Raw genomic sequence first — 26,971 nt, 5'->3', positions numbered from 1 at the left:
TGCAGATCGGCCGCGTGCACGGCCTGTTCGGCTGCGAGGAGCTGCACCGGGATCACTTCTCCGCGATCAGCGGGTCGATCATCTTGTGCAACTGCTTGTCGTCGAGGGCCTGCAGCGCGCGGGCCGCGATCTTGCCCTCACGGTCGACGACGACGGTGGAGGGGATGCCCTTCGGGCTCATCGTGCCGTTGGGGAAGCGCAGCATGAGCTTGCCGGCCGGGTCGTAGAAGCTCGGGTACTCGACGTCGAAGTCGTTCTCGAACTCGATCGCCGGCTGCTTGTTGGGGTCGCGGGTGTTGATCCCCACGAACTCGACGCCCTTGTCCTTGGTCGCCTTGGCGACCTTCGCCAGGTACGGGGCCTCGGCCCGGCAGGGCGCGCACCACGATCCCCAGACGTTGAGGACGACGACCTTGCCCTTGTAGTCGGCGAGGTCGAGCTGCTTGCCGTCCAGGCCCTCGCCCTTGAGCCGGGGGGCCTCGGCACGCTCGCCCTTGGCGGCGTTGGAGACACCGTCCTTGCCGACCACGAAGTTGGTGCCGCCGGAGCCACCCTGGGTGCCGCCGTCCGAACTGCAGGCCGCGAGGGCCAGCGCACTGAGCGCGGTGCCGACGGCGAGCAGGGTGCGGCGGGGGGCGCGGCCTTTACTCATGTGAAAAGTTTCGCATGACTGATTCGCGGATCTTGCCCGCCCCCCGAACCGGGCGGAACGGCCAGTTCAGGCCGCCTTCCACCCTTGCGCCGGCGCCTGTCCGACATCGAGTCCCTGAAGCTCGGCGAGCACATCGGGCTTCTGCACGTCGAGCCAGTCGACGAACTGACGGAAGGACACCATGCGTACGTCCTTTTTGTCCGCGATCTGCTTGATCGTTTCCTCTACGGCGTCCATATAGATCCCCCCGTTCCATTCCTCGAAGTGGTTGCCGACGAAGAACGGCGCCCGGTTCGTCTCGTACGCCCGGTTGAATCCCGCTACGTAGGCCTCGGTGGCCTGGGTGCGCCAGCCCGGGTAGTTGGCCGGCGGCGCCTTGGTCGAGTTCTTCGACTGGTTGGCCAGGATGTTGTAGTCCATCGAGAGGACCTCGAAGGTGTGGCCGGGGAACGGCACTCCCTGCAGTGGCAGATCCCACACGCCCTTGCGCTTGGTGGGCCAGCGCTGAAGGCCGCCGGACGAGGAGGCGTCGTAGCGCCACCCGAGCTCACGGGCCGTGGGGAGCAGGTTGTCCTGGCCGAGCAGGCACGGGGTGCGGCCGCCCACGAGTTCCTTGTCGTAGTCGAACGGCAGCGGCGGCAGGTCCGTCCAGCCGCTGTTCGTACGCCACTTGGTGACGAAGGACTTCGCCTGGTCGATCTCGTCCGCCCACTGGGCCGGGGTCCAGCGCTCCACCGAACCGCTGCCCCCGCAGAAATGACCATTGAAGTGCGTGCCGATCTCGTGACCCGAAAGCCAGGCCTCGCGAACGTATTTGAGCGTGTCCTTGATGTGGGCATCGGAGAGATAACCGATATCCGAGGCACCTACCGGATTGTTCGGAGGTGTGTAGAGACGCTTCTTGGATTCCGGCAGAAGGTAGAGGCCGGAGAGGAAGAAGGTCATGTGCGCGTTGTGCTGCTCGGCGAGTTCGAGGAAACGCGGAAACAGTCCGTTGCCGACCTCGCCCGCACCGTCCCAGGAGAAGATGACGAACTGCGGCGGCTTTTCTCCCCGTTCAAGCGGAACGGGGCTGTCGGGCTGCTTCGGCTGCTTTCCCGTGTATGCGGTGGAACCGTCCCCGATGGGTCGTCCCTCGCCCGCCGACTTGCTGGGGCTCGGCTCGCCCGACCCCGGTCCACCTGGGTTTCCGCCGCTCCCGCCGGAGTCCCCGCTGTCGTGGTCCAGGACACCGCATCCGGCGACTGAAGCTGCTGCGGCCCCAAGTCCGGCGCCCAGGAGCCCCCTTCGGCTGATTTCGCGCATGGCGTCCCCAATTCCTCCGTACTCGAGTCCGGCCGCCGCCCCTAATCCTGCGGAGGCCGACAAGTTCTTAGAGTGCGTCAGGATGCCCGGGGTTCCCGGTAACTTGAACATACTTTCCGACTTGTGCCGGATACACGCAGTGAACACTGCAGGCCATGGCGCGGAGCACGACGGGACCGTACGGCCGAACGCCGTACGGCCCCGTGTCGATCGTCACGTCGCCGAGACCCGCATACCCGGGTCACTCACAAACGGAATGCGCTCACGCGCCGAACGCCTTGTCCTTGCCTTTCACCGGCTTCGCCCCGGCGAGCAGATGCGGCGGTACGAGATCACGCGCCGGCTCCGTATAACCGACCGAGACGATCCGGTCGCCGCGGTAGGTGAACGTCGTCAGCGAGGCCAGAGTGCACTGCCGCTTGCGCGGGTCGTGCCACAGCCGCCGCCGCTCCACGAAGCTGCGCAGCGTCCAGATCGGCAACTGGTGGGAGACGCACACCGCCTCGTGACCGCGCGCCGCGTCCCGTGCCGCGTCGAGCGCGCTCATCATCCGCACCGCCTGCTCGACGTAGGGCTCACCCCAGGACGGCTTGAACGGATTGACCAGGTGCTTCCAGTTCTCCGGACGGCGCAGCGCGCCGTCGCCGACGCCGAACGTCTTGCCCTGGAAGGCGTTGCCCGCCTCGATCAGGCGGACGTCGCTGCCCAGATCGAGACCGTGCGCCTTGGCGATCGGCGTCGCCGTCTCCTGCGCGCGGTCCAGCGGGGAGGCGACAACGTGCGTGATGTCGCGGGCCGAGAGGTGCTCGGCGACCCGGTCGGCCATCTGCCGGCCGAGCTCGGAGAGGTGGTAGTCGGGCAGCCTGCCGTAGAGGACGCCCTCCGGGTTGTGCACCTCGCCGTGGCGCATCACGTGCACGACGGTCAGCTCCTCGCCCTCGGGCGTGGTGCGGCCCGCGCCGCTCGCCGCGGCGCTCACGCGGTGGCCTCGGCGGCGGCGCGGGCGGCGGCGGGCAGCGCCTGGGCGATCTGCTCGAGCGCGCGGTCGTCGTGCGCCGCGGACAGGAACCAGGACTCGAACGCCGACGGCGGCAGATAGATCCCGTCCGCGAGCATCGAGTGGAAGAAGGCGGTGAAGCGGAAGCTCTCCTGCGCGCGGGCGTCGTCGTAGTTGCGGACCGGCTTGTCGGTGAAGAACACCGAGAACATGCTGGAGGCGTTCTGCACCCGGTGTGCCACGCCCTCCTTCGTGAGCGCCTCGCTCACCAGCTGCCGCAGCTGCGCGGAGGCGGCGCCGAGGTGGGCGTACACCGCGTCGTCGAGGAGCCGCAGCTGGGCGAGGCCGGCGGCGGTCGCCACCGGGTTACCGGACAGCGTGCCCGCCTGGTACACGGGTCCGACGGGCGCCAGGTGGGCCATCACGTCGGCGCGGCCGCCGAACGCCGCGGCCGGGAAGCCGCCGCCCATCACCTTGCCGAACGTCATCAGGTCGGGGCGCACCCCGTCGACGCCGTACCAACCGGCCTTCGAGGTGCGGAAGCCGGTCATCACCTCGTCCGAGATGTACAGCGCGCCGTTCTCGCCGCAGAGTTCCTTGAGACCGGCGTTGAAGCCGTCCTCGGGCGGGACGATGCCCATGTTCCCCGGCGAGGCCTCGGTGATCACACAGGCGATCTCGCCCGGGTGCGCGGCGAACGCGGCACGTACCGCGTCGAGATCGTTGTACGGCAGCACCACCGTGTCGCCGGCCTGCGCGCCGGTGACGCCCGGGGTGTCCGGCAGCGCGAAGGTCGCGAGGCCCGAACCGGCCGCGGCGAGCAGCGCGTCCACGTGCCCGTGGTAGCAGCCGGCGAACTTGATGACCTTGGCGCGGCCGGTGAATCCGCGGGCGAGGCGGATCGCGGACATCGTCGCCTCGGTGCCGCTGGAGACGAGGCGGACCTGCTCCACCGGCTCGATCCTCGCCACGATCTCCTCGGCGAGCGCCACTTCGCCCTCGCCGGGCGTACCGAAGGAGGTGCCGCGGGAGACGGCCTCGTGCACGGCGGCGGTCACCTCGGGGTGCGCGTGGCCGAGGATCATCGGGCCCCACGAGCCGACCAGGTCCACGTAACTGCGGCCATCGGCATCGGTCAGATAGGGACCGGTGCCGGACACCATGAACCGGGGCGTGCCGCCCACGGCGCGGAAGGCGCGCACCGGTGAGTTCACGCCGCCGGGCGTCACGACGGCCGCGCGGTCGAAGAGCGTCTGTGAAACAGGGGCTTCGTATGAGTACGACACTTTGGTCCTGATCTGCGATACGTGGTCGGTTACGTCGTCGGGGCCGGGGTCGGCGTCGGGCCGTGACCGGGGCCGGAGGGGACCGGCGGGTGGCCGGTGGATGGATCTCGGCCACCGGTGAGCAGAGTCTCAGCCAAGGGTGGACGGTCCCGCTCCCCAGGTGAACAGCGCGTGCGGTCTCCTCGTATGTCACCTACGCGGTCTCTCGTAGGTCACCTAGTAGTTACGGCGGGGCATCAGCGGCTCGCGTCTGCGAAACTGGGTCGCCATAGGGAAAGCTCACACAAGCCATGGTGTCAGAGGCGCCCGGCATCCTGCGGACAGGTGTTTGCGTGCACGTTTCGGCGGGCGGCCGTGGGGGAGGTCACTGACACGATGATCGGGTCACGCGGCGGGGGCTGCGCGGCCCAAAAGCAGTCGGGTGGAGATATGCATCGCGGTGGCGGACTGGGCGAGGGGACCGACGGCCTCGGCCCGCGGCGTGCCCGTCGGGGGAAGCACCGACGCGCGGCGGAGGCGCAGGCACCAGCACAGGCAGGACCCCAGGCGGGAAACAGGAGCGGCCGGGTGGGGGTGAGCTACAAGTACTTCGGTGCCCCGGACGGCGCCACGGCCGCGCGTGTGCCCATTTCCATGCGGCCCGAGGAGCTCGGTGGTGACGAGCTCGGCATGGGCGGCATGTTCACCAAGATCAAGCCGGAGACGATGGCAGCCATGGTCCTCACCGGCATCGAGGGCATACCCCTGCACAAGGTCCCCCCGCTCGAACTGGTCGTCCTGCACCCCGACTACGCAGTCGTGAAGCTCCCTATGACAGTGGTGGACCCCCTGCGCGGCATCGGCGAGGAGACGGTCGGCGCCGCAGCCTTCATATGGTCGACGGTCCCCGACCGCGGCGGCCCCCGCGACGCGTTCAACGTCTACCAACTCCTGCACGAATGGCAGGACTTCAGCCACCGCCTGCACGACGCGGGACACCAGGCGTACTGCCTGGTGTGGCCCTGATCCGACTGCGGGGCGCGCCCCCGCGCAGTCCGCGCACACGCTTCGGCCCGCGCACACGCTTCAGCGGGCGCGGCCCCTCGGCCACGCCCGCCCCCGGTCACCGTCCTTCCTCCCGTCAGCCGACTCGCCAGCGCTTTACGGCGTCCTCGTCGAGTTCGACGCCCAGGCCGGGCGCATCCGGCACCCGTACGCAGCCGTCGGCGTCCACCCGTACCGGCTCGGCGAGCATGAAGTCGCGGCGCTCGGGCGTCCAGCCGGGCGGGTCGAAGGGGAACTCGAAGTAGGGGCCGGCTCCGACGCCCGCCCCCACGTGCATATTGGCGAGTACGCCGATTCCGTTGGTCCAGCTGTGCGGCGTGAAGTGGCGGTGCTTGAGCTGGGCCACCTCGGCGAGGGTGCGCGCCCGGTGCATACCGACGGCGAGGACGACGTCCATCTGGTAGACGTCCAGGGCATCCTCCTCCAGGTAGCGAAGGAGCCCGGTGGCGGAGTGGTGCATCTCGCCGGCCGCGATCCGCACCCCGGGGTTCTCCGCACGCAGCCGCTTGAAGCCGTCCAAGTCCGCGTACGGCAGCGGCTCCTCGACCCAGAAGACGTCGAGCTCGGCGAGCTGCGCGATGGTCCTGCGGGTGCGGGCGAGATCGGTCGCGTTCGCCGTGTCACCCGCCATCCGCCAGGACTGGTTGAGGTCGACCATGATGTCGAAGTCCGCACCGAGTTCGGCGCGCACGGCCCGTACCGCCTCGATGCCCTCGCGCACCTTGTGGCGGTCGATGCGGATCTTCATCGCCTTGAAGCCGGCCTCACGCACCTTCAGGGCCGTGGCCACGCGCTCCTCGGGGGACTTCAGCTCGCCCGAGGACGCGTAGGCGGGCAGCCGCTTGGTTGCGTTGCCGAACAGCTCGGAGACGGGGCGGCCGTGCACCTTGCCGATGACGTCCCACAGGGCGGCCTCCAGCGGCCAGTAGCAGCCGCCGTGGAAGTTGGCCGTCTCGATCGCCTTGACGTGCCGGGTGATGTCCAGCGGGTCCCGGCCGACGAAGAGATGACGGAAGGCGTCGAAGCCGTCCATCGTGTCGCCCGATCCGATCCCGGTGATCCCCTCGTCCGTGTGCACCCGCACGATCGTCGCGTCGAAGTGCCGGCGCGGGACGGGATCCCAGGCCGCGTGGAACGGCGGGTCGAGCTCCTGTCGCAGGTGGTCGAGCGTGATGTCCGTGATCTTCATCGAGATCTCCCTGGGGCGGTCGCGCCCCCGTGTGCGCGTACATTGGCACGGATCCAAGAGGTGGGAACGTGCTGGTGAATGGGGACCCGCGAGCTGTCCGGCGGGCTGTGCGGACCAACGTAGGCAGGGCCCTGGCCAGGGGCAACGAATCGCGGCGGATCGCAATACCGGTTGCGTTTCGGACAACCGGGCCGCCCCGGATCGGCCGCGTACTCCTGGGCGGCGGCCATGGCTGACGCGCCCGGTGAGGGCTCCCGGCGGCACGGTCTCAGCCGCGATCTGCGCCTGCTCGACGTCCTCGCCCTGCACGAGGCCGAGCACGGGCGCGGCCTCGGCGTGGTCGAACTCGCCGCGCGCTCCGGCCGCGAGAAGAGCCAGGTCTCGCGGGCGCTGAAGGCGCTCGCCGAGGAGGGCGTCGTGGAACGCGACCCCGACACCATGGAGTACCGGCTCGGCTGGCGGCTGCTCTCCCTCGTGGCCCGTACCGCCGAGAACCGTCTGGTCCGGGTCGCCACCCCGGTCATGCGCCGGCTCGCCGCCGAGATCGAGGAGACCTGTCACCTCTGCGTACTCAGGGACAGCGAGGTGCTCACCCTCCTCTCCGTCTCCTCGCACGACTTCCGCGCACACGGCTGGGAGGGCAAGGGCGTACCGGCCGCGCGCACCTCGGCGGGGCGGGTGCTGCTGCTCGACGCGACGCCGGACGAGCTGTACGTACGGCTCGGCATGGACGATCTGTCGGGCGGATTCGACGGTTCCCTCGTGCACTCCGTGCAGGAGTTGTGGCAGCGCGTCCAGGAGGCCCGGCAGCGCGGATTCGCCGAGGTACGGGAGGAGTTCGAGTCCGATCTGGTGGGCGTCTCGGCCCCGATCCGCGACTTCCGCGGCCGGGTCGTCGCCGCGCTGAACGTCGGTGCTCCCGCGGACCGGCTCGCCGCCCGGCTCGAGACCACCGGCCGGATCACGGTCGGTGCGGCGGACCGCGTCTCGGCCGCACTGGGGTGGGAGCGGCGTCGGGGGCGTCGGGGACGCTGACGGCTGGCGTGGGAACGGCGGCGGGGCGCTGACCGCTGGGCCCCGGTAGGCCGGGACGGGCCGTCCTCACCGGGAGCGCGGTTGCTCGGATTGCAACGCACATTGCGGTCTGCACGGATTCCTTGTTCAGGTGCGCGGCACGTTCCTACAGTCCGAGCACCACCCCACCCGGCGGACCGGCGACGCCGCACCGCTGAAGGACTTCAGACAAGGCCCCCACCATCATGATCGACTCTGCCGCCGTGCGCGCCGAACCGGACGCCGCGGACCGCCGCCGCTACCGCCGGGTGTTCCTGCTCGTGTTCGTGGTCGCCATGTGCGGCAAGCTCATCGACGGGTACGTCCAGGCCGTCGGTCCCGGCCTGGCGATGGCGACCCGCGAGCTGGAGATGACCGCGCTATGGCAGGGCCTGGTGGGCGCGGCCGCGCTGATCGGCTGCTTCGCCGGCAGCCCGCTGTTCGGCTGGCTCACCGACCGCTACGGCCGCAAACCCCTGGTCGTCTTCACGATGGCCGCCTATCTCGTCGGCTGTCTCGCCCAGCTCTGGGTCACGGACGAGGCCCAACTCTTCGCCGTACGCCTCTTCATCGGCTTCGTCATCGGCGCCGAGTACGTGGTGACGTCGCCGATGGTGGCGGAGTTCGCACCGGCCGAGAAGCGCGGCACTCTGCTCGCCTCGCTGCAGTTCGGCTGGTACGTCGGCTTCATCCTGGCGTACGTCATCGGCTACCTGGTCGCCGAGGCGTCGCCGGACGCCTGGCGCCTGCCGTTCGCCGGAGCCGCCGTACTCGCCGCCATCGGACTGCTGCTCGCGCTACGGCTGCCTGAATCGCCGGCCTGGCTCGCGGGCAAGGGCCGCCGCGAGGAGGCCGAGCGCCTCATCGAACGCCGCATCGGCCCTGCGTACGACCTCGCCGCCTTCGCCCCGGAGGCCGACCCGACGACGCCGGACACGGACACCACCCCGCAGCGCTCCGGGCTCGCGTTGCTCCTGAGCCCCGAGTACCGCTCGCGCACGATCTTCGTCTGCGTCTTCTGGGCCTGCAGCGTGCTGCCGTACTTCGCGATCGGCACCTTCGCCCCGCAGGTGCTCGCCGCCCTGGGCCTCGGCGACGGCCTCGCCGCGTCGGTGGCGACCAGCATCCTCGCGGTGATCGGCTCGGCCGCCGGTGTGCTGTTCGTCGACCGCAGCGGCCGGCGCCCGCTGATCCTCACGACGTTCTGGGTCAGCGGCGTCGCGCTCGCGGTGATCGGGCTGTGGAGCGGCGCTCCGGTCGTGGTCGTAGTGGTCTGCTTCCTGGTCTTCTCGTCCTTCAACGCGGCGCAGGGCGTACTCCCCGGCGTCTATCCGAAGGAACTCTTCCCGGCCCGGGTCCGCGCCACGGCCAGCGGCATCGGTTCGGCGGTCAGCCGCGCCGCGGCAGCCGCGGGAACCTTCCTCCTCCCCATGGCCATGGACGCCTTCGGCGTCACCGTGACCTTGACCCTGGCCGCCGGCTTCCTCTTCGTCGGCGCCCTCGTCTCCCACGCCCTGGCTCCCGAGACCCGGGGGAAGTCGCTTGCGGGGGCGAGCACTTCGAGGGGGTAGAGCTGCCCGCCACCCGATCTCGCACCGCACGACCGCCCGTAGTGTGGGGCGCCGTGAAGGTCTTGGTCATCGGCGGCAGCGGGTTCCTCGGCACGGAACTCGTGCGCCAGGCGACAGCTGCGGGCTGGGACACCGCCGCGACGTACTGCACTCGGCCCGGCCGTCCCTCCGGCGCTTCCTGGCATCGGCTCGACCTTCGTGCACCCGGACACATCGACGACCTGCTCGCCTCGGTCGGCCCGCGCTTCGTCGTCAACGCATCGAGCGGGCACGGCAATTGGGCCGTGACGGCCGAGGGCTCGATCCGTGTCGCCATGGCCGCGGCGAAGCACGGCCGCCGTCTGGTCCACGTGTCGAGCGACGCCGTCTTCTCCGGCTCCCGGATCCACTACGACGAGGATTGCCCGCCGGACCCGACAACCCCGTACGGCGCGGCCAAAGCTGCGGCCGAGAGCGCGGTGCGGCTGCTGGCACCGGGCTCAGTCGTGGCCCGTACGTCGTTGATCATCGGCGGCGGCGCATCGGCCCACGAACGACTGGTCCACGACCTGGCTTCGCGCACCCGCGACGGGGTGCTCTTCACCGATGACCGCCGCTGCCCCGTACATGTCGAAGACCTGGCCTCCGCCCTGTGGGAGCTCACGGTCTCGGACCTGACCGGGATGTCCCACCTCGCCGGAGCGGACGCTGTCAGTCGCCACGCGCTCGGCGTCCTCATCGCTCGGCGCGACGGACTCGATCCCGGCCTGCTGCCCGCCGGGCGTCGCGCCGACGCCGGCGTTCCCGGGCCGCTGGACGTACGGCTCGACAGCCGGGCGACACAGCGGCGGATCAGGACCCGGCTGCGCGGGGTCCGGGAGTTCCTGCGCCCCCGACCGAGCATCGGTGAGGCGTAGTTGCAGGTCAGGGCCGGGAGGCGTACGGGAGGAAGGCTGTCCAGGCTTCCGGGGTGAGGGTGAGGCGGGGCCCGGTGGGGTGTTTGGAGTCGCGGATGTGGATGGATTGGGGGGTGGGGGCGATCTCGAGGCAGTCGTTGCCGTCGCCGCTGCTGCTGTAGCTGCTCTTGAACCACGCCAGCTCAGCAGCGTCCCCGGCGGAGGGCTCGCGGATCATGTTTCTCCCAGCACTCGCTCGATGAAGGCCAGTGACTCCCGAGGCGTGAGAGCCTGGGCCCGGATCATTCCATAGCGCAGTTCAAGGATCCTGAGCTGCTTCGGGTCCGATACCGGACGGCCGTTGAACGCCCCTTCGGAGCGTCCCACCGCGGCGCCGTCAGGGAACTTCAGCACCTCGATCAAGCCTCCTGTTCCAGGATGCTCCTCCCGGTGCGTCGGCATCACCTGGATGGTCACATTCCGCAACTGGCCGACTTCCAGAAGGCGTTCGAGTTGACCGCGCCACACCATTGTGCCTCCGACCGGGCGGCGCAGCGTCACCTCCTCCTGTACGAAACTGAGCGCAGGCACAGGGTCCCGGTCGAAGATGGATCGCCTGGCCATCCGGGCCGCGATCATGCGGTCCATCTCATCGGCCGTGTACGGCGGCAACCATGCTGTGAACAGCGCGCGCATGTGTTCCTCGGTCTGCAGCAGGCCGTGGACGTTCTGGCAGCCGTAGATCAGCAGCTCGACTGCACGCGCCTCCAGCTTCGCCAGCTCCCGTACCTTCTTCGGATAGCGGACCTCGGCCACATCGCGTTTCATCGCGGCCAGGCGGCCGCCCGCTTCGAGGACCGTGTCGGCGCGTTCCAGGTACTCGGGGCGGGGGATGCGGCGGCCGCCCTCGACCTTGTAGACGAGGTCCTCGCCGTAGCCGATCGCCTCGCCGAAGTCCGCCGCGCGCAACCCCGCCGCCTCGCGCCAGATCTTCAACTGCCGCCCCACGGCGGCGACTACGGCCGCCCCCGACTCGTCGTCCGGGTCGACGTCCCAGCCGGGTTCGTCCCCGACCCGTCCCGCGACCTCGCCGTCCACGCTCATCCGCCCACCTCCGACATGCTGCCGATCTCTCCACACCCGTCATCCCCATCCCGTCGCCCCGGACAGTCGGGACAGCGTCGGACAAACTCCGGTACGGGGTCGGTTCGTCGGACTCGGGCGGCGGGTCACCGGATCGCGGATACCGCGACCCGGTCCGCCGCGACCCGGCGCACCTCGACGCGGAAGCCCTCGACCTGGTGGTACGCGTCGCGGCGCCCTGCGACACAAGTACGTAAAAGACGGAGGGAACGACCCTTCCCAACCCCACCCACCTCCCCGTCACTCACACGAGTGAAAGGCGCCAACTGGGTTGGATTTGTGGCGGGTTGGCGGGCATATGCTCGCACCAGACAACAGCAGACATGAGACGACCCCCGCCGGGACTAGCGATCCCGGACGAGGGTCTGACCACACAGGAAGTAGCACCTTCCCGATGGCTTTGCAGCACTCTAACGCGCCCTCGCGCGCGTCGTCCTCCGGTTCCGGCCGTACCGCCCGATCCGGTGTAGTTCACGTCAACGTCCGGCACACCAGCCGCTACACCGTCGTAGGCAATCACCTCGCCCAGCACCGCGACCTCTCCCTGCTCGCGATCGGGCTCGCCGTGCACATCCAGTCGCTGCCCGACGGCGCGCAGATCGGCATCAAGTTCCTGGCGGCCCGCTTTCCGGAGAGCGAGTACCGCATCGCCGCGGCCCTACGGGAACTCGAAGCGCACGGCTATCTGCGGCGAACGCGGGAGCGGGTACAGGGCGGGCGGGTCGTCACGCACACGACCTCGTACAACCAGCCGGGCGGCGCCTCGAGCGCCCCTTCGTCGCGTACGACACCAACTCCCGTACGCAGTACGCCTCCTGAGCCCGCCGTACACGCGCAGGCACCCACGCCGCCGAGGGCGTCCGCCCCTCCGCTCCCCGCGCCGGCCACCCCCGACCCGGACCGCCACCGCGCCGCCTCCGATCTCCTCGCCGGCCTGCACCGGACCGAGCCCCGCCTCCTGCTCTCCGAGCGCGAGGTGCGCCGCCTCGCGGAGGCCACCGCCGCCTGGCTGGAACGCGGCGCCACCCCCGACGCCGTACGACGCACCCTCACCGCGTCGCTGCCCGATCCGCTCGGCCACCCGGCCGGACTGCTCGCGCACCGCCTCACGGCGATGCTGCCGCCGCCACTGCCGGCCGCCCCGCGCAGCCCCGACCCACTCCAGACCTGCGACGACTGCGACCTCGCCTTCCGCTCCCCCACCCCAGGCCGCTGCCGCGGATGCCAGGACGAGGCTCTCCACGCGGCCTAGCCTGAATGTGACGACCTTGCCCCTGGTCGGAGACGAGGAGCGCACGTCCTGACGATCACCCCGGACGCGGCGACTCGGTCGAGCACGCGGTACCGGGCGATGCGCGACATCGTCGAGCAGACCCGGGCCGGCGTTCCCGGAAAGCTGGAGATCACCGAGGAAGGCCTGCCCCGCTACGAGGAGGAACGGCCGAACGGCGGGCTGGCCGCCCCGCCCTGTCAGCTGCCGAAGGGGATGTCCTTCGGGCCGGCCATGCGGCGGGTTTCGGGGTGGGTGTCGACGTAGGACGTGATGGAGGCGAGGGCTTCGCGGACCGCGGTGTCGTTCGTGCCGCAGCCCTTGGGGCCGGTCACGCCATCGGGGTAGCAGGACATGCGGTGGCCGTAGATCAGGCTGTCGACGGCGGGGCTGCCTTCGGAGCTGTCGAGGAGGGTGGCGGTGCGGTCGGCGTCGCCCTTGGCGACCGTCCAGCCGACGGTCCCCGCGAGGTCGCCGTTGTCGCGGTCGGCACGGGCCGCGGAGAGTTCCTCGCGGATGGTGCCGAACTTGAGGGACATGTCGAACAGCCCGTTGTCCATGATCCGTTGGCGGGCGGGAACGTCCGGGCCGTGCTCGGCGAAGCCGTCGCGTACCTCGGCGGCCGAACCGCTGTAGCTCACGGCCTCCTTGGAGTTGAGGTCGCCGAGCGCGTTCTTCCAGCCGCTGCCGCCCTCGGTGCCGTAGAAGCCGTAGAGCACGCGGATGCCCTGGCTCTCCAGCTTCTCGCGCGCCAGGTCGCGTAGTGCTGCGACCGAGCAGTGGCGCCATTCGGCGTCGCCGCTGTCGCACCAGTCGGGATTCTTCATGTCGAGCCAGACGAAGGAGACTTCGCGCCCATCGGCGTGATCCTTCGCCACCTGGTCGAACATGTCCGACATCGTGTCGCCGTAACTGGTCGCGGTGCCGTCGTGGTCCGCCCGCCAGCCGTCGCGCCAGGCGGTGGCGTCGATCTCCAGGGCGTTGGCCCCGTGGTCGAGGGCGCGGGTCACGCCGCCGGTGGTGAGCACGCGGTGGGCGATGGCCCAGGTGGGGCGCTGGGTGTCGGGGGCGGCGTCCCGGGCGGCTTTCGGCTCGGTTCCGCCGGCGCGGTCGTCCTGCGGGGCGGCTCCGGCTGCTCCGGTGCACAGGGTGGCCGTGGCGACCATCAGGGCGAGCGGGGGCAGTGCGGCGCGGAGCCGGCGGAGGGCGGCCATGGTGCGGGTCCTTTTCTGTTGCTGCTCGGGTTCGTGGACGCGGTGGGGCGTGCGTGGCCGTGCACGCCCGTCAGGCGTTCCCGGCCGGGCGTGTTCAGGTGCTCGACTCGCAGCACCCTACGTTGAGTTACCCGCGGGTAGCAGGTGACTGCGGACGGTGAACACCGGCAGGCGGACCGGCCGCTGACCAGCTGCCGTACGAGCGGCCCCCGGTGGCACACTGGCGGACGACCGGGCCGAAGAGGGGGAACTGCTCGTGCCGATGATCCGCAGACTGCGCGGCATGGTGCGCCGTACGCACCGCACGGCGGCCGTGGACCTGAGCCACCCGGCGAGATCACCGCTCGGCAGCGCGGTCGTCAACTGCGTGGTGTACCGCGGCGGAAAGCGGCTCCCGGGCGACGGCGCGAACTCCGCCGCCGAGGCACTGCGGCAGGTACGCCGTGCCGGAGACGGGTTCGTGTGGATCGGCCTGCATGAGCCGACGGAGGACGAACTCGCGGAACTTTCCGTGCTGTTCGGCCTGCACCCGCTCGCCGTCGAGGACGCGGAGCACGCCCACCAGCGGCCGAAGGTCGAGTCGTACGACGACTCCCTGTTCGCCGTCTTCAAGTCGGTCTGCTACGTCGGGCACGAGGAACTCACCGCCACCAGCGAGGTGGTGGACACCGGCGAGATCATGCTGTTCGTCGGCCGGGAGTTCGTGATCTCCGTACGGCACGGCAGTCATGGTTCCCTCGGGCCGGTACGCGAAGCGCTCGAGGCGGATCCGGAGCAGCTGGCCAAGGGGCCTTCGGCGGTCCTGCACGCCATTGCCGACCATGTCGTCGACGAGTACCTGTCGGTGACCGAGGCGGTGGAGGACGACATCGACACCGTCGAGTCCGAGGTGTTCTCGGAGGACTCGAGCGGCGCGGACGCAGGACGTATCTACCAGCTCAAGCGCGAACTCCTCGAGCTCAAGCGGGCGGTGGGCCCGCTCGCCCGCCCGCTGACGACCCTCGCGACCCGCCCGTCGGCGCTGATCGACCCCGGCATACAGGCGTATTTCCGCGATGTGACCGACCATCTCACCGAGGCGAGTGAACGGATCGCGTCCTTCGACGCGTTGCTCGACTCGATCCTGCAGGCGCATCTGGCGCAGGTGACGGTGGCCCAGAACGAGGACATGCGCAAGATCACATCCTGGGCCGCGATCATCGCCGTGCCGACCATGGTGTGCGGGGTGTACGGCATGAACTTCGACGTCATGCCGGAGCGGCACTGGACCTTCGGCTATCCGCTGGTGATGGCCGGAATCGCGGTGGCCGCGTTCGCGCTGTACCGGCTGTTCCGGCGGCGGGGATGGTTGTGAGGGGCGGCGCTGAGGCCGGGGGTCAGGGCTTCCAGTGCGGGTCGCGGCCCGTGGCGGCGAGCAGGGCCTCGAAGTCGGTGGCGTCCTGCGGGGCCGGGAAGGGCTCGCCGAGTACTCCGTACTGCCTGGCCATCGGGGCCATGTCGTCGAAGAACGCGTTGAGTGTGGCGGTCGTCGCGGGCGACGGTCCGTTGCGGTCGTAGTCCTGGCCCGTGGCGCGGGCGAGGTCCCAGGCGTGCACGGTCACGTCGACCAGGCCCATCACGCCCACCGTGCGGGCCGGCAGGTTCATCGAACCCGAATTACCGTCCTCGGCGCCCGGTTGCGCCCAGGCCGCGGCCAGCGCGGCCGTCTCCTCGGCGAACCGGTCGCGCCAGCCGGGCTCCGCCACTCGGTCCGGGATATCGCCGGTGAAGTCCGAGTTCACCTTGACCGCGAGCTTCTGGAACTCGCTCACCACCTGCATGAGGTGATTGAGGAGCTGGCGTACGTCGTACTCGGCACAGGGCGTCGGGGCCGTCAGCTGCTCGTCCCGGATGGCGCTGACGACGGGGACGGCGTGCGCGGCTGCCGTTTCGAGCAGGGTGCTGATCGGCTCGGTCGGTGTGGCTGGGGGCGTGGTGACGGGGGCCGTCGCGGCTGGGTGCGTCGCGGCGGTCGGGTCGGGGGCGCTGGTCGGTCCCGAGGTGCTGGTCGGCTGCGGCTCGTTGTTCGTCATGGGGCCGACGGTAGGCCGGTGCGTAGCGCGGTGGCTTGAACAAACGCGACAGCGGATCTGTTCGTAGACTCGCGGCATGGCCGGTCCGCGACGTGACACTCGCGGCATCGTCGATGCCGCCGAACTGTTCACGCACGTCCGCTTCCGCCGCTACGAGCCGGCCGGGCCGCTGCGGCCGTACGTCGACAACTACTGGCTGATCGACTGGGACCTGACCGAGCCGTACGCCTCGCACATCGTGCCGCACCCCTCCGTGAACCTGGTCTTCCAGCGCTTCAGCGAGGGCACGCCCGATTTTCCCGGGGTGGTGCGGGCGGCCGTGGGTTTCGGTGAGGTGGCCGGGGTCGCGCTCGGGCTCTTCACGCAGAAGCTGGAGGGGCGTGGGCGGGTGTGCGGGGTGAAGTTCCGGCCGGGCGGCTTCCGTCCCTTCGCGCCTGAACGGCCGGTTTCGGAGTGGACGGGGCGGCGGGTACTGGTGGGCGAGGTGTTCTCGGGGTGCCTGCGGGGCGGTCTCGCGGGGGCTTCCGGGGAGAACTCGGGCGGTGATCCGGGCTATGACTCCGGTGGCTACGACTCCGGTGGCGATGACGGCGGCGGTGGCGACGACTCGGGCCATGAGTGCGGTGGCGGCTCGGAGGGCGACGACCCGACCGGGGCCCGTGCTGCGGCCCTCGTGCTTGATCCGGAGGACGATCTGGCGCGGGTGGCGGCTCTCGACGCGTTCCTGCTCACGCGGGGGCCGCGGCCCGATCCGCGCGCCGACCTCGCCGTCGAACTCGCCGAGCGGATCCGCACCGATGGCACGGCCCTCAGAGTGGGAGAACTCTCCCGCGGCGCGGGCCTCTCGGTGCGCTCACTGCAACGCCTCTTCGCAGCGTACGTAGGCGTCGGCCCCAAATGGGTCGTCCTGCGCCACCGCATCCACCAGGCCCTGGAGCATGCCGAATCGGCCGCCGAGGTCGACTGGCCCACGCTCGCCGCCGACCTGGGCTACGCCGACCAGGCCCATCTCGTACGGGACTTCACGGCGACGGTGGGTGTGCCGCCTACGGCTTACGTGCCGAAGCGCTGACCTCGCGCCGGCTGGGCTGGGCGGGGCGAGCCGGCTGGGCGGGGCGAGCCGGCCTGGTGGAGGGGGGCGGCCTGGTGGAGGGGGGCGGCCTGGCGGAGGGGGGCGGCCTGGCGGAGGGCCGGCCTGGTGGAGGGGTGGGATCAGGTGGTGGAGCGGTGGGATCAGGCCCGGTGCAGCGGCCGGATCGGCCCGGTGCAGCGGACGGAACAGGCATGGTGCAGCCGCCGGATCCCGCCTGGCGGAGCAGACGGATCAGACATGGCGCAGCCGCCGGATCCCGCCCGGCGGAGCAGACGGAACAGGCCCGGTGCAACCGCCGGATCCCGCCCGACGGAGCAGACGGAACAGGCATGGTGCAACCGCCGGATCAGCCCGACGGAGCAGACGGAACAGGCCCGGTGCAACCGCCGGATCAGCCCGACGGAGCAGACGGATCAGGCGTGGACGGGCTTGGTGAAGTGGTAACCGCTGACGTGCATCCGCTCCCTGAAGTAGAAGCGGTGCGCATCGGAGCGCTGAGTACCGGAGTCCAACTCGACGCGATGGCAGGCGAGTTCACGGGCGCGGCCCTCCAGGTGGGCGAGCAGCTCCCTGCCGACGCCGGACGAGCGGGCCTCGGTGGCGGTCACCAGGTCGTCCACGTACAGCTTCCGCAGCGCGCTGGTGTTCACCACGACCCGCCAGCCGGCGACACCGAGACAGGCACCGTCCTCGGCGTACGCGGCGGTGAAGCGCAGGCCCTGGACGTGCCCCTCCCCGTAGACCTCGTCGAGCAACTCGGCCGTCAGGTGCGGGCGGAGCTCCCGCAGGACGTAGAGCAAGTCGGCCGCGAGGCGCGGGTCCCCGGGTTCAAGATCGGTGATCCTCATGCCCGGCAGCGTACGGACACCGCCGGCCGTGCTCGCGCCGCGGGTGCGCGGCCGCGGGCGGAGGCCTCGATCGCGCTGGGCGAAGCGCGGTCGCGGAGGAGGCCCTCGCACGGGGCGCCGCGGAAGGCGGCCGTTCGGTGCCGGACCACCGGGCGGATGCCGGAGGATCACGCCTCGGCTGCGGTCAAGTACCGCTGCACAGTGGGTGCGAGCCAGGCGATCACCTCCTCCCGCGTCATCTCTACGGCGGGCGGGAAGCGCAGGACGTAGCGGGCGAGTGCCATGCCGAGGATCTGCGAAGCGGCGAGGGAGGCGCGACGCGGAGCCTCTTCGGGGACGGGGCAGACCGCGGCGACGAGCGGGCCGAGCTGCTCCTTGAAAATCTCCTGCATGCGGCGGGCGGCTGCGTCATTGGTGACGCCGACCCGCAGGAGAGCGGTGAGCACATCGTCCCGCTCCCAGCGGTCGAGGAAGTGGGAGACCAGGGCCGCTCCCACGTGCTGGTCGGCGCCGATCCGGATGCCGGGCAGCTCGTCGAAGCGGAGATCGATCTCGGATGCCGCCGCGAAGAGCCCCTCCTTGTTGCCGTAGTACCGCATCACCATCGACGGGTCGATCCCGGCGTCGCGGGCGATCGCGCGGATGGTGGCGCGCTCGTACCCGTCAGCGGCGAAGCGCTCGCGGGCCGCCTCGAGGATCGCGGCGCGGGTGGCGTCGGAACGGCGGGGGGTCGCACCGCTGCCGTGTGCCGGTGGGGTGAGGTTCTCAGGCATGCCAACCACTGTAGGCCAACATCCGTTGGCCAACAAGTGTTGACAGAGAATACGAGCTGCCCTAGATTTGCCCACAAGCGTTGACCAACAGTCGTTGGCCAACATCAGTTGACCCGCCCACGACGAACCGACCGCCACCACCGGCACGAAGCCCGAGCAGTCCGATGTACGGACACAGGCACCCACACAGACACAGGCACAGGCACAGACACACCGAATCGCAGGCACACGGAATCGCAGATACGCAGACACACGCACATGCACACGCCCGCAGCCGCTCAAGGAGGCCGCCATGAACAGCAGCACCGACACCACCGGCACCACCCCTCAGGCCGATGTCATCGTCGTCGGCTCGGGTCCCACCGGCCTCCTGCTCGCCGGAGACCTCGCCGCCGCCGGCGTCCAGGTCACGGTCCTCGAGAAGCGCCCCGCCAAGATCAGCAATCTGACCAGGGCCTTCGGCGTGCACGCCCGCACCCTGGAGCTGCTCGACGCCCGCGGCCTGGCGGACGAACTCGTAGAAACGGGCCAGAAGATCACGGAACTGCGCCTGTTCGGCTCCCTCTCCCTGGACATCAGCACCATGCAGTCCCGCTTCCCCTTCCTCCTCTCCACTCCGCAGTACGAGGTGGAGAGACTGCTCCATCGCCGCGCCACCGAGCACGGCGCCGTCTTCCGGCACGGCGCCGAAGTCACCGGTCTCCGCCAGCACGCCGAAGGCGTCGAGGTGACCGTGCGCCGGGAGGACGGATCGACCGCCACCCACCGGGCCGCCTACGTAGTGGGGGCCGACGGCATCCGCAGCGCCGTCCGCCGCGCGACCGGCCAGCCCTTCCCCGGGCACTCCGTGATCAGCTCGATCGTCCTGGCCGACGTCAGGATGAAGTCGGAGCCGGACATCACCGTCGCGGTGAACGGCTCGGGGGAATCCTTCGCCTTCGTCATCCCCTTCGGCGACGGGTACTGGCGGGTCGGCGGGTGGAACCGCGAGCGGGCCGACATCCCGGACGACGCCCCGGTCTCCCTCGACGAACTCCGCGGCATCACCCGACGCGCCTTCGGATCCGACTTCGGCATGCACGACCCCCGCTGGATCTCGCGCTTCCACAGCGACGAGCGGCAGGTCCCGCAGTACCGCACCGGCCGCGTCCTCCTCGCCGGCGACGCCGCACACACCCACTCCCCCGCCGGCGGACAGGGCATGAACACCGGCCTGCAGGATGCCGCCAACCTCTCCTGGAAGCTCGCCGCCGTCCTCCACGGCGACTCCCCCGAATCCCTGCTCGACAGCTACCAGTCGGAGCGCCACCCCGTCGGCCGGGCCGTCGTCCGCAGCAGCGGCGCCATCATCCGCCTCTCCATGGCGCACAACGCGGCGCAGCACACCCTCCGCTCCCTCCTCACCCACGCCGTCGACCGCATCCGCCCGATCCGCACCAAGGCCATCGGCCAGATCACCGGCATCGGACACGCCTACGCGGCACCCCGCGGCGCCCATCCCCTCGTCGGCAAGCGCGCGGCCGACGTCTCCCTGGCCGACGGCAGCCGACTTCACGAGGCCCTGCGCAGCGGCCGGTTCGTCCTCATCACACCCCCGGCCTCACCCGACCTCCCCACAGCACCGGCCCACGACCCCGCCGCCCCGGCCCCGTTCAACGACCGAGTGATGGAGGCCCACTGGGCCGGCGACCGAAGCGGCACTCTCCTCGTCCGCCCCGACGGCCACGTGGCCTGGGCCTCGGACAAGCCCGACCCCAGCGCCCTCCGCCAGGCCCTCGCCCGTTGGACCGGAGCCTGAGGCCCACCCGCCGAGAGTTCCCCGCCACCACCCGACAACGGCCGCCGCGGCGACCGCAGAGCCCGCCCCACGGAATCGGCAGGCGCCCGGAAGCGTCAGGGGCCCAACCAGCAGTACGTGACGGACAACCGACAACCGACAACCGACAACCGTCCCTCGGCCGGCACGCCCATACAGGGCCAGGCGGCGCCCACCCCCCACTCGCCTCAAGCACCCACCGCAAGGCCGCTAGCCTGGCTGAAGGCACCGGACCCGCCCGAGTCATCTCCGCATCACCCGGACCGCGCCCCGTCCCAGACCCACCCCAAGACCGAGGAGCAGCCCATGAGCGCCGCCGTCCGAACCGCCGTCGTCACCGGCGCGAGCAGCGGAATCGGCTCCGCCACGGCACGCAGGCTCGCCGCCGAGGGGTACCACGTCGTCGTCACCGCCCGGCGCAAGGACCGCGTCGAGTCCCTCGCGGAGGAGATCCGGGCCGCGGGCCACCAGGCGACCGCGCACACCCTCGACGTCACCGACCGCGCAGCCGTCGACACCTTCGCGGCCGGCCTCGACCGCTGCGACGTCCTGGTCAACAACGCGGGCGGCGCACTCGGCGCCGACCCGGTAGCCACCGGCGACCCGGCGGACTGGCGTCAGATGTACGAGGTCAACGTCATCGGCGTACTGCACCTCACGCAGGCCCTCCTGCCGGCCCTGGTCGCCTCCGGCGACGGCACGGTCGTCGTCCTGACCTCCACCGCGGGCCACGCCACCTATGAGGGCGGTGCCGGTTACGTCGCGGCGAAGCACGGGGCCCACGTACTCGCCGAGACGCTGCGCCTGGAGATCGTCGGACAGCCCGTACGGGTCATCGAGATCGCGCCCGGCATGGTGAAGACCGAGGGATTCGCGGTCAACCGCTTCCGGGGCGACGAGTCGAAGGCCGCCGCCGTCTACGCCGGCGTCGCCGAGCCCCTCACCTCCGACGACGTCGCCGACACCGTGGCCTGGGCCGTCACCCGTCCCAGCCACGTCAACATCGACCTGCTCGTGGTCCGCCCCCGCGCCCAGGCCTCCAACCAGAAGGTCCACCGGGAGCAGTGATGCCGAACCCCGAGCCCACCACATCCGACGACGCCGAGGCCGCGCACGAGGCCGCGGTGCGCCGCGCCGGCGAGGCCCTGCAGACGTACACGCTCTCCGCCGACGGCTGGCGCCGCAGCCCGAGCGAAACCCTGCAACGCCTGCTCGCCGACCTCCAGCACTGGTGCGACGACACCCAGCGCGACTTCGACGGCGCCCTCACCCGGTCCCGCACCCACCACACGACAGAACGCGCGGCACACCAGTCACGCGAAGGCGCCTGACCATGCCGGAAACCCCGGACCAGGCCACCCCCTCCGACACCCCGCCCCCGGCGGCAACGGGCCCCACCCTCACGCCGGAAGAAGCTGCCGCCCACACCGCGGCGGCCGACGCCCACCGCCGCTCCGAGGAGGAACGCAGCGAACGCCACATGTGGTGGTACCTGGCCTACTTCCTCTTCGGCATCCACCTCATCGCCTTCGTCATGATCTACGCGGTCACCCACGCAAAATGACCGCCCGGGCCCGAAGGCCCGGACGGTCACGGCGACTTGAACCGCGCCCCGCACTCACCCCTTCACGCAGATGACCTGCTTGAGCTTGGCGACGACCTGGACCAGGTCGGTCTGCTGGTCGATGACCTGCTCGATCGGCTTGTAGGCGCCCGGGATCTCGTCCACCACGCCGGAGTCCTTACGGCACTCGACGCCGCGGGTCTGCTCCTCGAGGTCCTTGGCCGAGTAGCGCCGCTTCGCCGCGTTCCGGCTCATGCGGCGACCGGCGCCGTGGGAGGCCGAGTTGAACGACTTCTCGTTCCCGAGGCCCTTCACGATGTACGAACCGGTGCCCATGGAACCGGGGATGATCCCCAGGTCGCCCGAGCCGGCGCGGATCGCGCCCTTCCGGGTGACCAGGAGGTCCATGCCCTCGTAACGCTCCTCCGCCACGTAGTTGTGGTGGCAGGAGATGACCGGCTCGAAGGTGACCTTCGCCTTCTTGAACTCCTTGCGCACCACGTCCTGGAAGAGGCCCATCATGATGGCGCGGTTGTACTTGGCGTACTCCTGCGCCCAGAACAGGTCGTTCCGGTACGCCGCCATCTGAGGTGTGTCCGCGACGAAGACCGCCAGGTCGCGGTCGACCAGGCCCTGGTTGTGCGGGAGCTTCTGGGCCACGCCGATGTGGTACTCGGCCAGTTCCTTGCCGATGTTCCGCGAACCGGAGTGGAGCATCAGCCAGACGGATCCGGACGTATCGATGCAAAACTCGACGAAATGATTCCCGGATCCGAGCGAGCCCATCTGCTTCGTGGCCCGCTCCTGGCGGAACTTGACCGCGTCCGCCACCCCGTCGAACCGCCCCCAGAACGCCTCCCACCCCGAGGTCGGGAAGCCGTGCAGGCGGCCGGGGTCGACCGGGGAGTCGTGCATGCCGCGGCCGACCGGGATGACCTGTTCGATCCTGGAGCGCAGTCGGGACAGGTCGCCCGGGAGGTCGTTCGCCGTCAGGGACGTCTTGACCGCGGACATTCCGCAGCCGATGTCCACGCCGACGGCGGCCGGGCAGACCGCGTCACGCATGGCGATCACGGAGCCGACCGTCGCACCCTTGCCGAAGTGGACGTCGGGCATCACGGCAAGGCCCTTGATCCAGGGCAGAGTTGCGACATTCTGGAGCTGGCGGAGCGCCACGTCCTCGACGGACGCGGGATCGGCCCACATCCGGATCGGGACCTTCGCGCCCGGAACCTCTACGTACGACATACCTACCTCGTTCCCCCGAAAAGTCTGAAAGCGCAAAATCTGGAGCCGAGTTCGTCAAAAGGGATAGCGAACCGGCATTCACAGCGGCGCGTGCGATAAACATTGTGGTCACTGGCCGCCGGAGGGCGGCAACCTGTTTTCCGTGGTGAAGGGAGCCGGAACCGTGCGGCGTAAGGGGTATGTCCCGGGCGCGGCCGCGCTTCTCGCGCTGCTGCTCGGCGGCTGTACGACTGGCTCGGACCTCGGCGAAGAGGCGGGCGACTCGAAACCGGGCGGCGCGGACACGAGCACCCCGGCGGCGGCACCCGGCAAGTACCGGACCCTGCCCGACCCGTGCCGCACACCGGAACGCGGCGCGCTCGACACGATGCTGCCGGGTATCAAGGCGGCGCCCGAGACCCAGCGGGAGAAGCTGTACGCGGGCGAGGCGACGGTCACGTACGACACCGACCGGCTCGTGGGCTGCCGTTGGAAGGTGGAGTCGGCCCAGGCGAGCCACAACCTGCGGGTGGGCTTCGAGCGTGTGGTGTCGTACGACGGATCGGTCAGCGACGACAAGCTCGCCGAGAAGCTGTATCTGCAGCAGGAGCTGGCCGCCGATCTGCCGGCTCCGGCCCCGAGCGGCAGCGGCGACACCGAGGAGTCACCGGGCGGAACGGGCAAGGGCGGCGAGGGCGACAAGGGCAGCGAGGAGCCCGGCGACGGCGCGAAGACTCCGGCGACTACCGACCCCGACGGCAGCGGCGAGGGCAAGGCCGAGGATGCCGATGAGTCCGAGGGGTCCGAGGGTGGCAGCACGGGCAAGACCGCTGCATCGCCGGACAGTTCGGGCGAATCGGGCGCCGCGACCACTCCGCCCGTCCCCGACGGCCTCGAGCCCCGGGTTCTGGACGGTCTCGCCGACCAGGCCTTCGTCGACGACAAGCTGAGCGCCGAGAGCGCGGCGGCCCGCCACCGCACGGTGACTGTGGTGTTCCGCACGTCGAACGTCATTGTGACCGTCGAGTACGACGAGCAGCCGGCGCGCGGCACGGAGGTGCCGGACAGCAAGGAAATGCAGGACACCGCACGGGAACTGGCCTCGAAGGTGGCGTCGCAGCTCGCCGAGTAGCGCCGAGCGGGCGCGGGGTCGGGTGGTCCGGGTCACTCACATCTCGCTCACAGGCCGGGCACCTTCCGCGTACCGTGTCTGGGCGGAACCAACGGACTCCACGAGCGAAGGAACCATGCACCGACTTACGCCGCGACTCGCCCGCACCCTTGCCGCCTGTGCAGCCGTACCGGTGATCCTTGCCGCGGCCGGCTGCTCCTCCGACTCCGGCGACGGCGACAAGAGCGACGCCGGGTCCAAGTCCTCCGCTTCCCCCGGCGGCGGCGACAAGGACAAGCCCGCGGCCGTGCAGAAGGCCGCCTTCGACACGCTGCCGGAGCCCTGCAAGGTTCTGGAGAAGAAGACGATCGAGGACCTGGTCCCCGAGGCCGAGGACAAGTCCGGCAAGTCAGCCAAGTCCGCGGACACCACGACGCGCGGCTCGTGCTCGTGGAACGGTCTGGACTCCAAGGGCGTCAAGGGCTCGCAGTTCCGCTGGCTCAACGTGTCGCTGATGCGCTACGACTCCAACGCCACGCTCGGCAGCGGCGAGAAGCTGGCCGGCCAGCAGTTCACCAAGCGCGTCGACGAGGCGAAGGGCATCGACGGCGCGAAGGACGTGAAGACCGAGCCGCTGAGCGGTGTCGGGGACCAGGCGACGCTGGTGTCGTACGAGCAGAAGAAGAAGGAAGGCTCGTTCAAGAACCAGCGCGTGGTCACCCGGGTCGAGAACGCGGTCGTGGTGATCGACTACAACGGCGCGGGCCTGGCGGGCGCGAAGGCGCCGAGCGCCGGTGACCTGGCCAAGGACATCGAGGGCGCCGCGAAGGAGGCCGTGAAGGCGGTCACCGAGGCGAACGCGTCCGGTGGTTCGGCCTCCGAGAGCTCCGGTTCGGGTTCGGGTTCGGGGTCGGACTCCGGTTCCGGTTCCGGCGAGGACAAGAGCGACAGCGGCAAGGACGCCAAGGACGACGCCGACTCCGGCAACGACGCCGACTCCGGTTCCGGTTCGGCGAAGAAGTCCTGACGCCCGGCGAACGCCCCGTAGCGCCGGCACGACTCGCGTCGGCGCGACTCCGGACAGACGTCGGCACAACTCCGGACAGCCTGCCCGTATTGGGAGCCCGGTCACCCCTGGTGGCCGGGCTCCCGGCATACCCGCCCCCCGTGACCCGCACACGTGTGCCAGGCTGTTGCGCGCAACTGACCGCACAGGGAAGGGAACACGGGTGGCCGCGCCACTGCGTCTGACTCGCACGCACCGCATCCTCATCGCGGTGGTGATCGCAGGCGCGATCGTCATCGCGGGAATCGGCTTCGCCGGTTCGTACTCCGCGGTGCGTGACCTCGCGGAAGAGAAGGGCTTCGGCGGCTTCGCCGTCGTCTTTCCCATCGGCATCGACGCCGGCATCTGCGTCCTGCTCGCTCTCGACCTGCTGCTGACCTGGATCCGCATCCCGTTCCCGCTGCTGAGGCAGACCGCCTGGCTGCTGACCGCGGCGACCATCGCGTTCAACGGCGCGGCCGCCTGGCCGGATCCGCTCGGCGTCGGGATGCACGCGGTGATCCCGATCCTGTTCGTCGTCTCCGTCGAGGCGGCCCGGCACGCGATCGGCCGGATCGCGGACATCACGGCCGACAAGCACATGGAGGGCGTACGCCTCACCCGCTGGCTCCTCTCGCCGCTGCCGACCTTCCTGCTGTGGCGCCGGATGAAGCTGTGGGAACTGCGTTCCTACGAGCAGGTCATCAAGCTCGAGCAAGAACGCCTCGTCTACCAGGCCCGCCTCCGCTCCCGCTACGGCCGGAACTGGCGCCGCAAAGCCCCGGTCGAATCGCTGATGCCGCTGCGCCTCGCCAAGTACGGCGTCCCCCTGGCCGAGACCGGGCCCGCGGGCCTTGCCGCCGCAGGCATCGAACCCCAACTCCTGCCGCCCGCCCCGGAACCGGCAGCCCAGCTCACCACCGGCACGCCCGCTCGCGCCGACGCGGACCCGCAGGGCGAGACCACCGGCACGGGGCGGCCGGCCGACGACGACCTGGACAACCCGTGGTTCGCCCAGCCGCGCGCGGTCGCGTACGAGGGTGGTTACGACCCGGACTACGACCCCGAGTTCGAGCCGGCGTACGACCCGGCCCAGCACGCCCGGTTCGACGAGGACCTGCACCGGTCCGGGGCGGAGGAGCCGGCACGTCACGAGGAGGACCCGTACCGGCGAGGCCGGCAGGAGCAGGGCGCCTACCCGCAGCCCGCCGCGTACGAGCAGCAGGCGCCGTACGAGCAAGGGACGCCGTACGAGCAGGAAACCCCGTACGAGCAGCCGGCGTACGACGACGGCACGGCGCACGCGGAAATCGGAGCGCCCGACGACAGCGGCGTGCGCGTCCCGGCCGGCCCGAACCGTACGCGCCCGCTGACCATCCCCGGCCCGCGCACCGAACGCCCGGAATCGGCAGCTCCGGAGCAGGCCGCCACCCAGCGCACCGCCCCGGAACAGCCCCTCCCCACCCCGCCGGTGGCCGAGCGCGAGCCGGAGGAGGTCCCGGCTTCCGGTCTCCCGGACGATGTGTCCCGCGAGGACGCGTACTTCGGCGCCTTCCGCAAGTACGTGAGCGAGCACGGGGACTATCCGAACGCCCGGCAGTTCGGCCTGTACCTGCAGGATCTGTTCGGCGTGACGGGACGCTCCGGCGGCCCGCTGCAGGAGAATTCGCTGCGCCCCTACCTGCGCGGCTTCCGTACCCGCTACCAGCAGGAACTGGACACGGAGTACAGCGTGTAGCCGCAGCGCGCACCCGGGGCAGGAGGATCACGACGACCGACCGGTACGAAGAACCACCGCCGCCAAGACCGAGCAGTACGACACG

General features: G+C 70.5%; 26 protein-coding genes. 14 read left to right on the top strand and 12 right to left on the bottom strand.

Annotation, left to right across the window (positions count from 1 at the left end):
* Nucleotides 1-52: 52 nt before the first annotated feature.
* From DSC45_RS00240 to hemL, 4 genes are all read right to left on the bottom strand, one after another.
* The gene (locus DSC45_RS00240) at nt 53-652 is read right to left on the bottom strand and encodes a TlpA family protein disulfide reductase (protein ID WP_119286076.1); all 600 of its coding nucleotides are present in this window, start codon (nt 650-652) and stop codon (nt 53-55) included.
* A 66-nt stretch (nt 653-718) separates the two neighbouring features.
* The gene (locus DSC45_RS00235; RefSeq protein WP_162929072.1) at nt 719-1,957 is read right to left on the bottom strand and encodes a polysaccharide deacetylase family protein; all 1,239 of its coding nucleotides are present in this window, start codon (nt 1,955-1,957) and stop codon (nt 719-721) included.
* A gap of 262 nt (nt 1,958-2,219) precedes the next feature.
* Complete coding sequence (locus DSC45_RS00230; protein WP_119286738.1) at nt 2,220-2,867, bottom strand: histidine phosphatase family protein; 648 nt, start codon at nt 2,865-2,867, stop codon at nt 2,220-2,222.
* Nucleotides 2,868-2,932: 65 nt separating this feature from the next.
* Nucleotides 2,933-4,240, bottom strand: a complete 1,308-nt coding sequence (gene hemL, locus DSC45_RS00225) for a glutamate-1-semialdehyde 2,1-aminomutase (protein WP_119286075.1) — start codon at nt 4,238-4,240, stop codon at nt 2,933-2,935.
* Between the two features lie 567 nt (nt 4,241-4,807).
* On the opposite strand from hemL, the gene DSC45_RS00215 reads away from it, so the two are divergent.
* Nucleotides 4,808-5,245 (top strand): hypothetical protein, encoded by a 438-nt coding sequence (locus DSC45_RS00215; protein ID WP_119286074.1) that lies wholly within the window; start codon nt 4,808-4,810, stop codon nt 5,243-5,245.
* 115 nt (nt 5,246-5,360) lie between these two features.
* Here DSC45_RS00215 and DSC45_RS00210 read toward each other — a convergent pair whose 3' ends face one another.
* Entirely contained in the window at nt 5,361-6,473 is a 1,113-nt protein-coding gene (locus DSC45_RS00210) for a mandelate racemase/muconate lactonizing enzyme family protein (RefSeq protein WP_119286073.1), read from the bottom strand.
* A 228-nt stretch (nt 6,474-6,701) separates the two neighbouring features.
* Here DSC45_RS00210 and DSC45_RS00205 point away from each other — a divergent pair, with 228 nt between their 5' ends.
* From DSC45_RS00205 to DSC45_RS00195, 3 genes are all read left to right on the top strand, one after another.
* Complete coding sequence (locus DSC45_RS00205) at nt 6,702-7,508, top strand: IclR family transcriptional regulator (RefSeq protein ID WP_119286737.1); 807 nt, start codon at nt 6,702-6,704, stop codon at nt 7,506-7,508.
* 224 nt (nt 7,509-7,732) lie between these two features.
* Nucleotides 7,733-9,097 carry an MFS transporter gene (locus tag DSC45_RS00200; RefSeq protein WP_119286072.1) on the top strand — a complete coding sequence of 455 codons (1,365 nt, stop codon included), beginning with the start codon at nt 7,733-7,735 and terminating at the stop codon, nt 9,095-9,097.
* 53 nt (nt 9,098-9,150) lie between these two features.
* On the top strand, nt 9,151-9,993 hold the full coding sequence (locus DSC45_RS00195) for an SDR family oxidoreductase (RefSeq protein WP_119286735.1): 843 nt from the start codon (nt 9,151-9,153) through the stop codon (nt 9,991-9,993).
* A gap of 7 nt (nt 9,994-10,000) precedes the next feature.
* Here DSC45_RS00195 and DSC45_RS00190 read toward each other — a convergent pair whose 3' ends face one another.
* Nucleotides 10,001-10,210: a DUF397 domain-containing protein gene (locus tag DSC45_RS00190; RefSeq protein ID WP_119286071.1), complete on the bottom strand. Its 210-nt coding sequence runs from the start codon at nt 10,208-10,210 to the stop codon at nt 10,001-10,003.
* A complete protein-coding gene (locus tag DSC45_RS00185) occupies nt 10,207-11,076 on the bottom strand; it encodes a helix-turn-helix domain-containing protein (RefSeq protein WP_119286070.1) in 870 nt (289 codons plus the stop codon). Before DSC45_RS00185 ends, DSC45_RS00190 begins: the two co-directional genes overlap by 4 nt.
* A gap of 433 nt (nt 11,077-11,509) precedes the next feature.
* Here DSC45_RS00185 and DSC45_RS00180 point away from each other — a divergent pair, with 433 nt between their 5' ends.
* Nucleotides 11,510-12,367 (top strand): helix-turn-helix domain-containing protein, encoded by an 858-nt coding sequence (locus DSC45_RS00180; RefSeq protein WP_119286069.1) that lies wholly within the window; start codon nt 11,510-11,512, stop codon nt 12,365-12,367.
* Between the two features lie 218 nt (nt 12,368-12,585).
* Here DSC45_RS00180 and DSC45_RS00175 read toward each other — a convergent pair whose 3' ends face one another.
* The gene (locus DSC45_RS00175; RefSeq protein WP_119286068.1) at nt 12,586-13,599 is read right to left on the bottom strand and encodes a PI-PLC domain-containing protein; all 1,014 of its coding nucleotides are present in this window, start codon (nt 13,597-13,599) and stop codon (nt 12,586-12,588) included.
* A gap of 262 nt (nt 13,600-13,861) precedes the next feature.
* Between DSC45_RS00175 and DSC45_RS00170 the strand changes: the two genes are divergently transcribed.
* Entirely contained in the window at nt 13,862-14,953 is a 1,092-nt protein-coding gene (locus tag DSC45_RS00170) for a magnesium and cobalt transport protein CorA (protein ID WP_119286733.1), read from the top strand.
* 22 nt (nt 14,954-14,975) lie between these two features.
* On the opposite strand, the gene DSC45_RS00165 is transcribed toward DSC45_RS00170, so the two are convergent.
* Nucleotides 14,976-15,671 (bottom strand): TIGR03086 family metal-binding protein, encoded by a 696-nt coding sequence (locus DSC45_RS00165; protein ID WP_119286067.1) that lies wholly within the window; start codon nt 15,669-15,671, stop codon nt 14,976-14,978.
* A 76-nt stretch (nt 15,672-15,747) separates the two neighbouring features.
* On the opposite strand from DSC45_RS00165, the gene DSC45_RS00160 reads away from it, so the two are divergent.
* Nucleotides 15,748-16,743, top strand: a complete 996-nt coding sequence (locus DSC45_RS00160; protein ID WP_119286066.1) for a helix-turn-helix domain-containing protein — start codon at nt 15,748-15,750, stop codon at nt 16,741-16,743.
* Between the two features lie 434 nt (nt 16,744-17,177).
* Here the strand turns inward: DSC45_RS00160 and DSC45_RS00155 are convergent, their stop codons facing one another.
* Nucleotides 17,178-17,612, bottom strand: coding sequence for a GNAT family N-acetyltransferase (locus tag DSC45_RS00155; RefSeq protein ID WP_119286065.1), 435 nt, complete (start codon nt 17,610-17,612; stop codon nt 17,178-17,180).
* Nucleotides 17,613-17,779: 167 nt separating this feature from the next.
* On the bottom strand, nt 17,780-18,385 hold the full coding sequence (locus DSC45_RS00150) for a TetR/AcrR family transcriptional regulator (protein ID WP_119286064.1): 606 nt from the start codon (nt 18,383-18,385) through the stop codon (nt 17,780-17,782).
* Between the two features lie 292 nt (nt 18,386-18,677).
* Between DSC45_RS00150 and DSC45_RS00145 the strand changes: the two genes are divergently transcribed.
* From DSC45_RS00145 to DSC45_RS00130, 4 genes are all read left to right on the top strand, one after another.
* Nucleotides 18,678-20,183 (top strand): FAD-dependent oxidoreductase, encoded by a 1,506-nt coding sequence (locus DSC45_RS00145; RefSeq protein WP_346426636.1) that lies wholly within the window; start codon nt 18,678-18,680, stop codon nt 20,181-20,183.
* A gap of 324 nt (nt 20,184-20,507) precedes the next feature.
* A complete protein-coding gene (locus DSC45_RS00140) occupies nt 20,508-21,269 on the top strand; it encodes an SDR family NAD(P)-dependent oxidoreductase (protein WP_119286062.1) in 762 nt (253 codons plus the stop codon).
* Nucleotides 21,269-21,532 carry a hypothetical protein gene (locus DSC45_RS00135; RefSeq protein WP_119286061.1) on the top strand — a complete coding sequence of 88 codons (264 nt, stop codon included), beginning with the start codon at nt 21,269-21,271 and terminating at the stop codon, nt 21,530-21,532. Before DSC45_RS00140 ends, DSC45_RS00135 begins: the two co-directional genes overlap by 1 nt.
* A gap of 2 nt (nt 21,533-21,534) precedes the next feature.
* Entirely contained in the window at nt 21,535-21,765 is a 231-nt protein-coding gene (locus DSC45_RS00130; protein WP_240434298.1) for a hypothetical protein, read from the top strand.
* A 54-nt stretch (nt 21,766-21,819) separates the two neighbouring features.
* On the opposite strand, the gene DSC45_RS00125 is transcribed toward DSC45_RS00130, so the two are convergent.
* Entirely contained in the window at nt 21,820-23,013 is a 1,194-nt protein-coding gene (locus tag DSC45_RS00125; protein ID WP_119286060.1) for an RtcB family protein, read from the bottom strand.
* Nucleotides 23,014-23,155: 142 nt separating this feature from the next.
* Between DSC45_RS00125 and DSC45_RS00120 the strand changes: the two genes are divergently transcribed.
* The 3 genes from DSC45_RS00120 to DSC45_RS00110 all read left to right on the top strand — a co-directional run bounded on the left by DSC45_RS00120 (nt 23,156) and on the right by DSC45_RS00110 (nt 26,886).
* Nucleotides 23,156-24,124, top strand: a complete 969-nt coding sequence (locus DSC45_RS00120) for a DUF3558 domain-containing protein (protein WP_346426635.1) — start codon at nt 23,156-23,158, stop codon at nt 24,122-24,124.
* Nucleotides 24,125-24,239: 115 nt separating this feature from the next.
* Nucleotides 24,240-25,130, top strand: a complete 891-nt coding sequence (locus DSC45_RS00115) for a DUF3558 domain-containing protein (RefSeq protein ID WP_119286059.1) — start codon at nt 24,240-24,242, stop codon at nt 25,128-25,130.
* A gap of 202 nt (nt 25,131-25,332) precedes the next feature.
* Nucleotides 25,333-26,886, top strand: coding sequence for a DUF2637 domain-containing protein (locus DSC45_RS00110; protein WP_240434297.1), 1,554 nt, complete (start codon nt 25,333-25,335; stop codon nt 26,884-26,886).
* The last annotated feature ends 85 nt before the right edge of the window (nt 26,887-26,971 follow it).

Source organism: Streptomyces sp. YIM 130001, from assembly GCF_003574445.1.
Lineage (GTDB): Bacteria > Actinomycetota > Actinomycetes > Streptomycetales > Streptomycetaceae > Streptomyces.
Note: the sequence above shows the minus strand (reverse complement) of the source record. Positions and strands in the feature narration are given on the sequence as shown.

What these genes read in the sequence shown, in the direction of transcription:
- DSC45_RS00135 (WP_119286061.1), top strand. Translation starts at nt 21,269, where the DNA reads ATGCCGAACCCCGAGCCCACCACATCCGACGACGCCGAGGCCGCGCAC.
- DSC45_RS00230 (WP_119286738.1), bottom strand. Translation starts at nt 2,867, where the DNA reads ATGCGCCACGGCGAGGTGCACAACCCGGAGGGCGTCCTCTACGGCAGG.
- DSC45_RS00115 (WP_119286059.1), top strand. Translation starts at nt 24,240, where the DNA reads ATGCACCGACTTACGCCGCGACTCGCCCGCACCCTTGCCGCCTGTGCA.
- DSC45_RS00125 (WP_119286060.1), bottom strand. Translation starts at nt 23,013, where the DNA reads ATGTCGTACGTAGAGGTTCCGGGCGCGAAGGTCCCGATCCGGATGTGG.
- DSC45_RS00240 (WP_119286076.1), bottom strand. Translation starts at nt 652, where the DNA reads ATGAGTAAAGGCCGCGCCCCCCGCCGCACCCTGCTCGCCGTCGGCACC.
- DSC45_RS00155 (WP_119286065.1), bottom strand. Translation starts at nt 17,612, where the DNA reads ATGAGGATCACCGATCTTGAACCCGGGGACCCGCGCCTCGCGGCCGAC.
- DSC45_RS00210 (WP_119286073.1), bottom strand. Translation starts at nt 6,473, where the DNA reads ATGAAGATCACGGACATCACGCTCGACCACCTGCGACAGGAGCTCGAC.
- DSC45_RS00235 (WP_162929072.1), bottom strand. Translation starts at nt 1,957, where the DNA reads ATGCGCGAAATCAGCCGAAGGGGGCTCCTGGGCGCCGGACTTGGGGCC.
- DSC45_RS00150 (WP_119286064.1), bottom strand. Translation starts at nt 18,385, where the DNA reads ATGCCTGAGAACCTCACCCCACCGGCACACGGCAGCGGTGCGACCCCC.
- DSC45_RS00190 (WP_119286071.1), bottom strand. Translation starts at nt 10,210, where the DNA reads ATGATCCGCGAGCCCTCCGCCGGGGACGCTGCTGAGCTGGCGTGGTTC.
- DSC45_RS00205 (WP_119286737.1), top strand. Translation starts at nt 6,702, where the DNA reads ATGGCTGACGCGCCCGGTGAGGGCTCCCGGCGGCACGGTCTCAGCCGC.
- DSC45_RS00140 (WP_119286062.1), top strand. Translation starts at nt 20,508, where the DNA reads ATGAGCGCCGCCGTCCGAACCGCCGTCGTCACCGGCGCGAGCAGCGGA.
- DSC45_RS00145 (WP_346426636.1), top strand. Translation starts at nt 18,678, where the DNA reads ATGAACAGCAGCACCGACACCACCGGCACCACCCCTCAGGCCGATGTC.
- DSC45_RS00170 (WP_119286733.1), top strand. Translation starts at nt 13,862, where the DNA reads ATGATCCGCAGACTGCGCGGCATGGTGCGCCGTACGCACCGCACGGCG.
- DSC45_RS00160 (WP_119286066.1), top strand. Translation starts at nt 15,748, where the DNA reads ATGGCCGGTCCGCGACGTGACACTCGCGGCATCGTCGATGCCGCCGAA.
- DSC45_RS00180 (WP_119286069.1), top strand. Translation starts at nt 11,510, where the DNA reads ATGGCTTTGCAGCACTCTAACGCGCCCTCGCGCGCGTCGTCCTCCGGT.
- DSC45_RS00185 (WP_119286070.1), bottom strand. Translation starts at nt 11,076, where the DNA reads ATGAGCGTGGACGGCGAGGTCGCGGGACGGGTCGGGGACGAACCCGGC.
- DSC45_RS00165 (WP_119286067.1), bottom strand. Translation starts at nt 15,671, where the DNA reads ATGACGAACAACGAGCCGCAGCCGACCAGCACCTCGGGACCGACCAGC.
- DSC45_RS00130 (WP_240434298.1), top strand. Translation starts at nt 21,535, where the DNA reads ATGCCGGAAACCCCGGACCAGGCCACCCCCTCCGACACCCCGCCCCCG.
- DSC45_RS00175 (WP_119286068.1), bottom strand. Translation starts at nt 13,599, where the DNA reads ATGGCCGCCCTCCGCCGGCTCCGCGCCGCACTGCCCCCGCTCGCCCTG.
- DSC45_RS00200 (WP_119286072.1), top strand. Translation starts at nt 7,733, where the DNA reads ATGATCGACTCTGCCGCCGTGCGCGCCGAACCGGACGCCGCGGACCGC.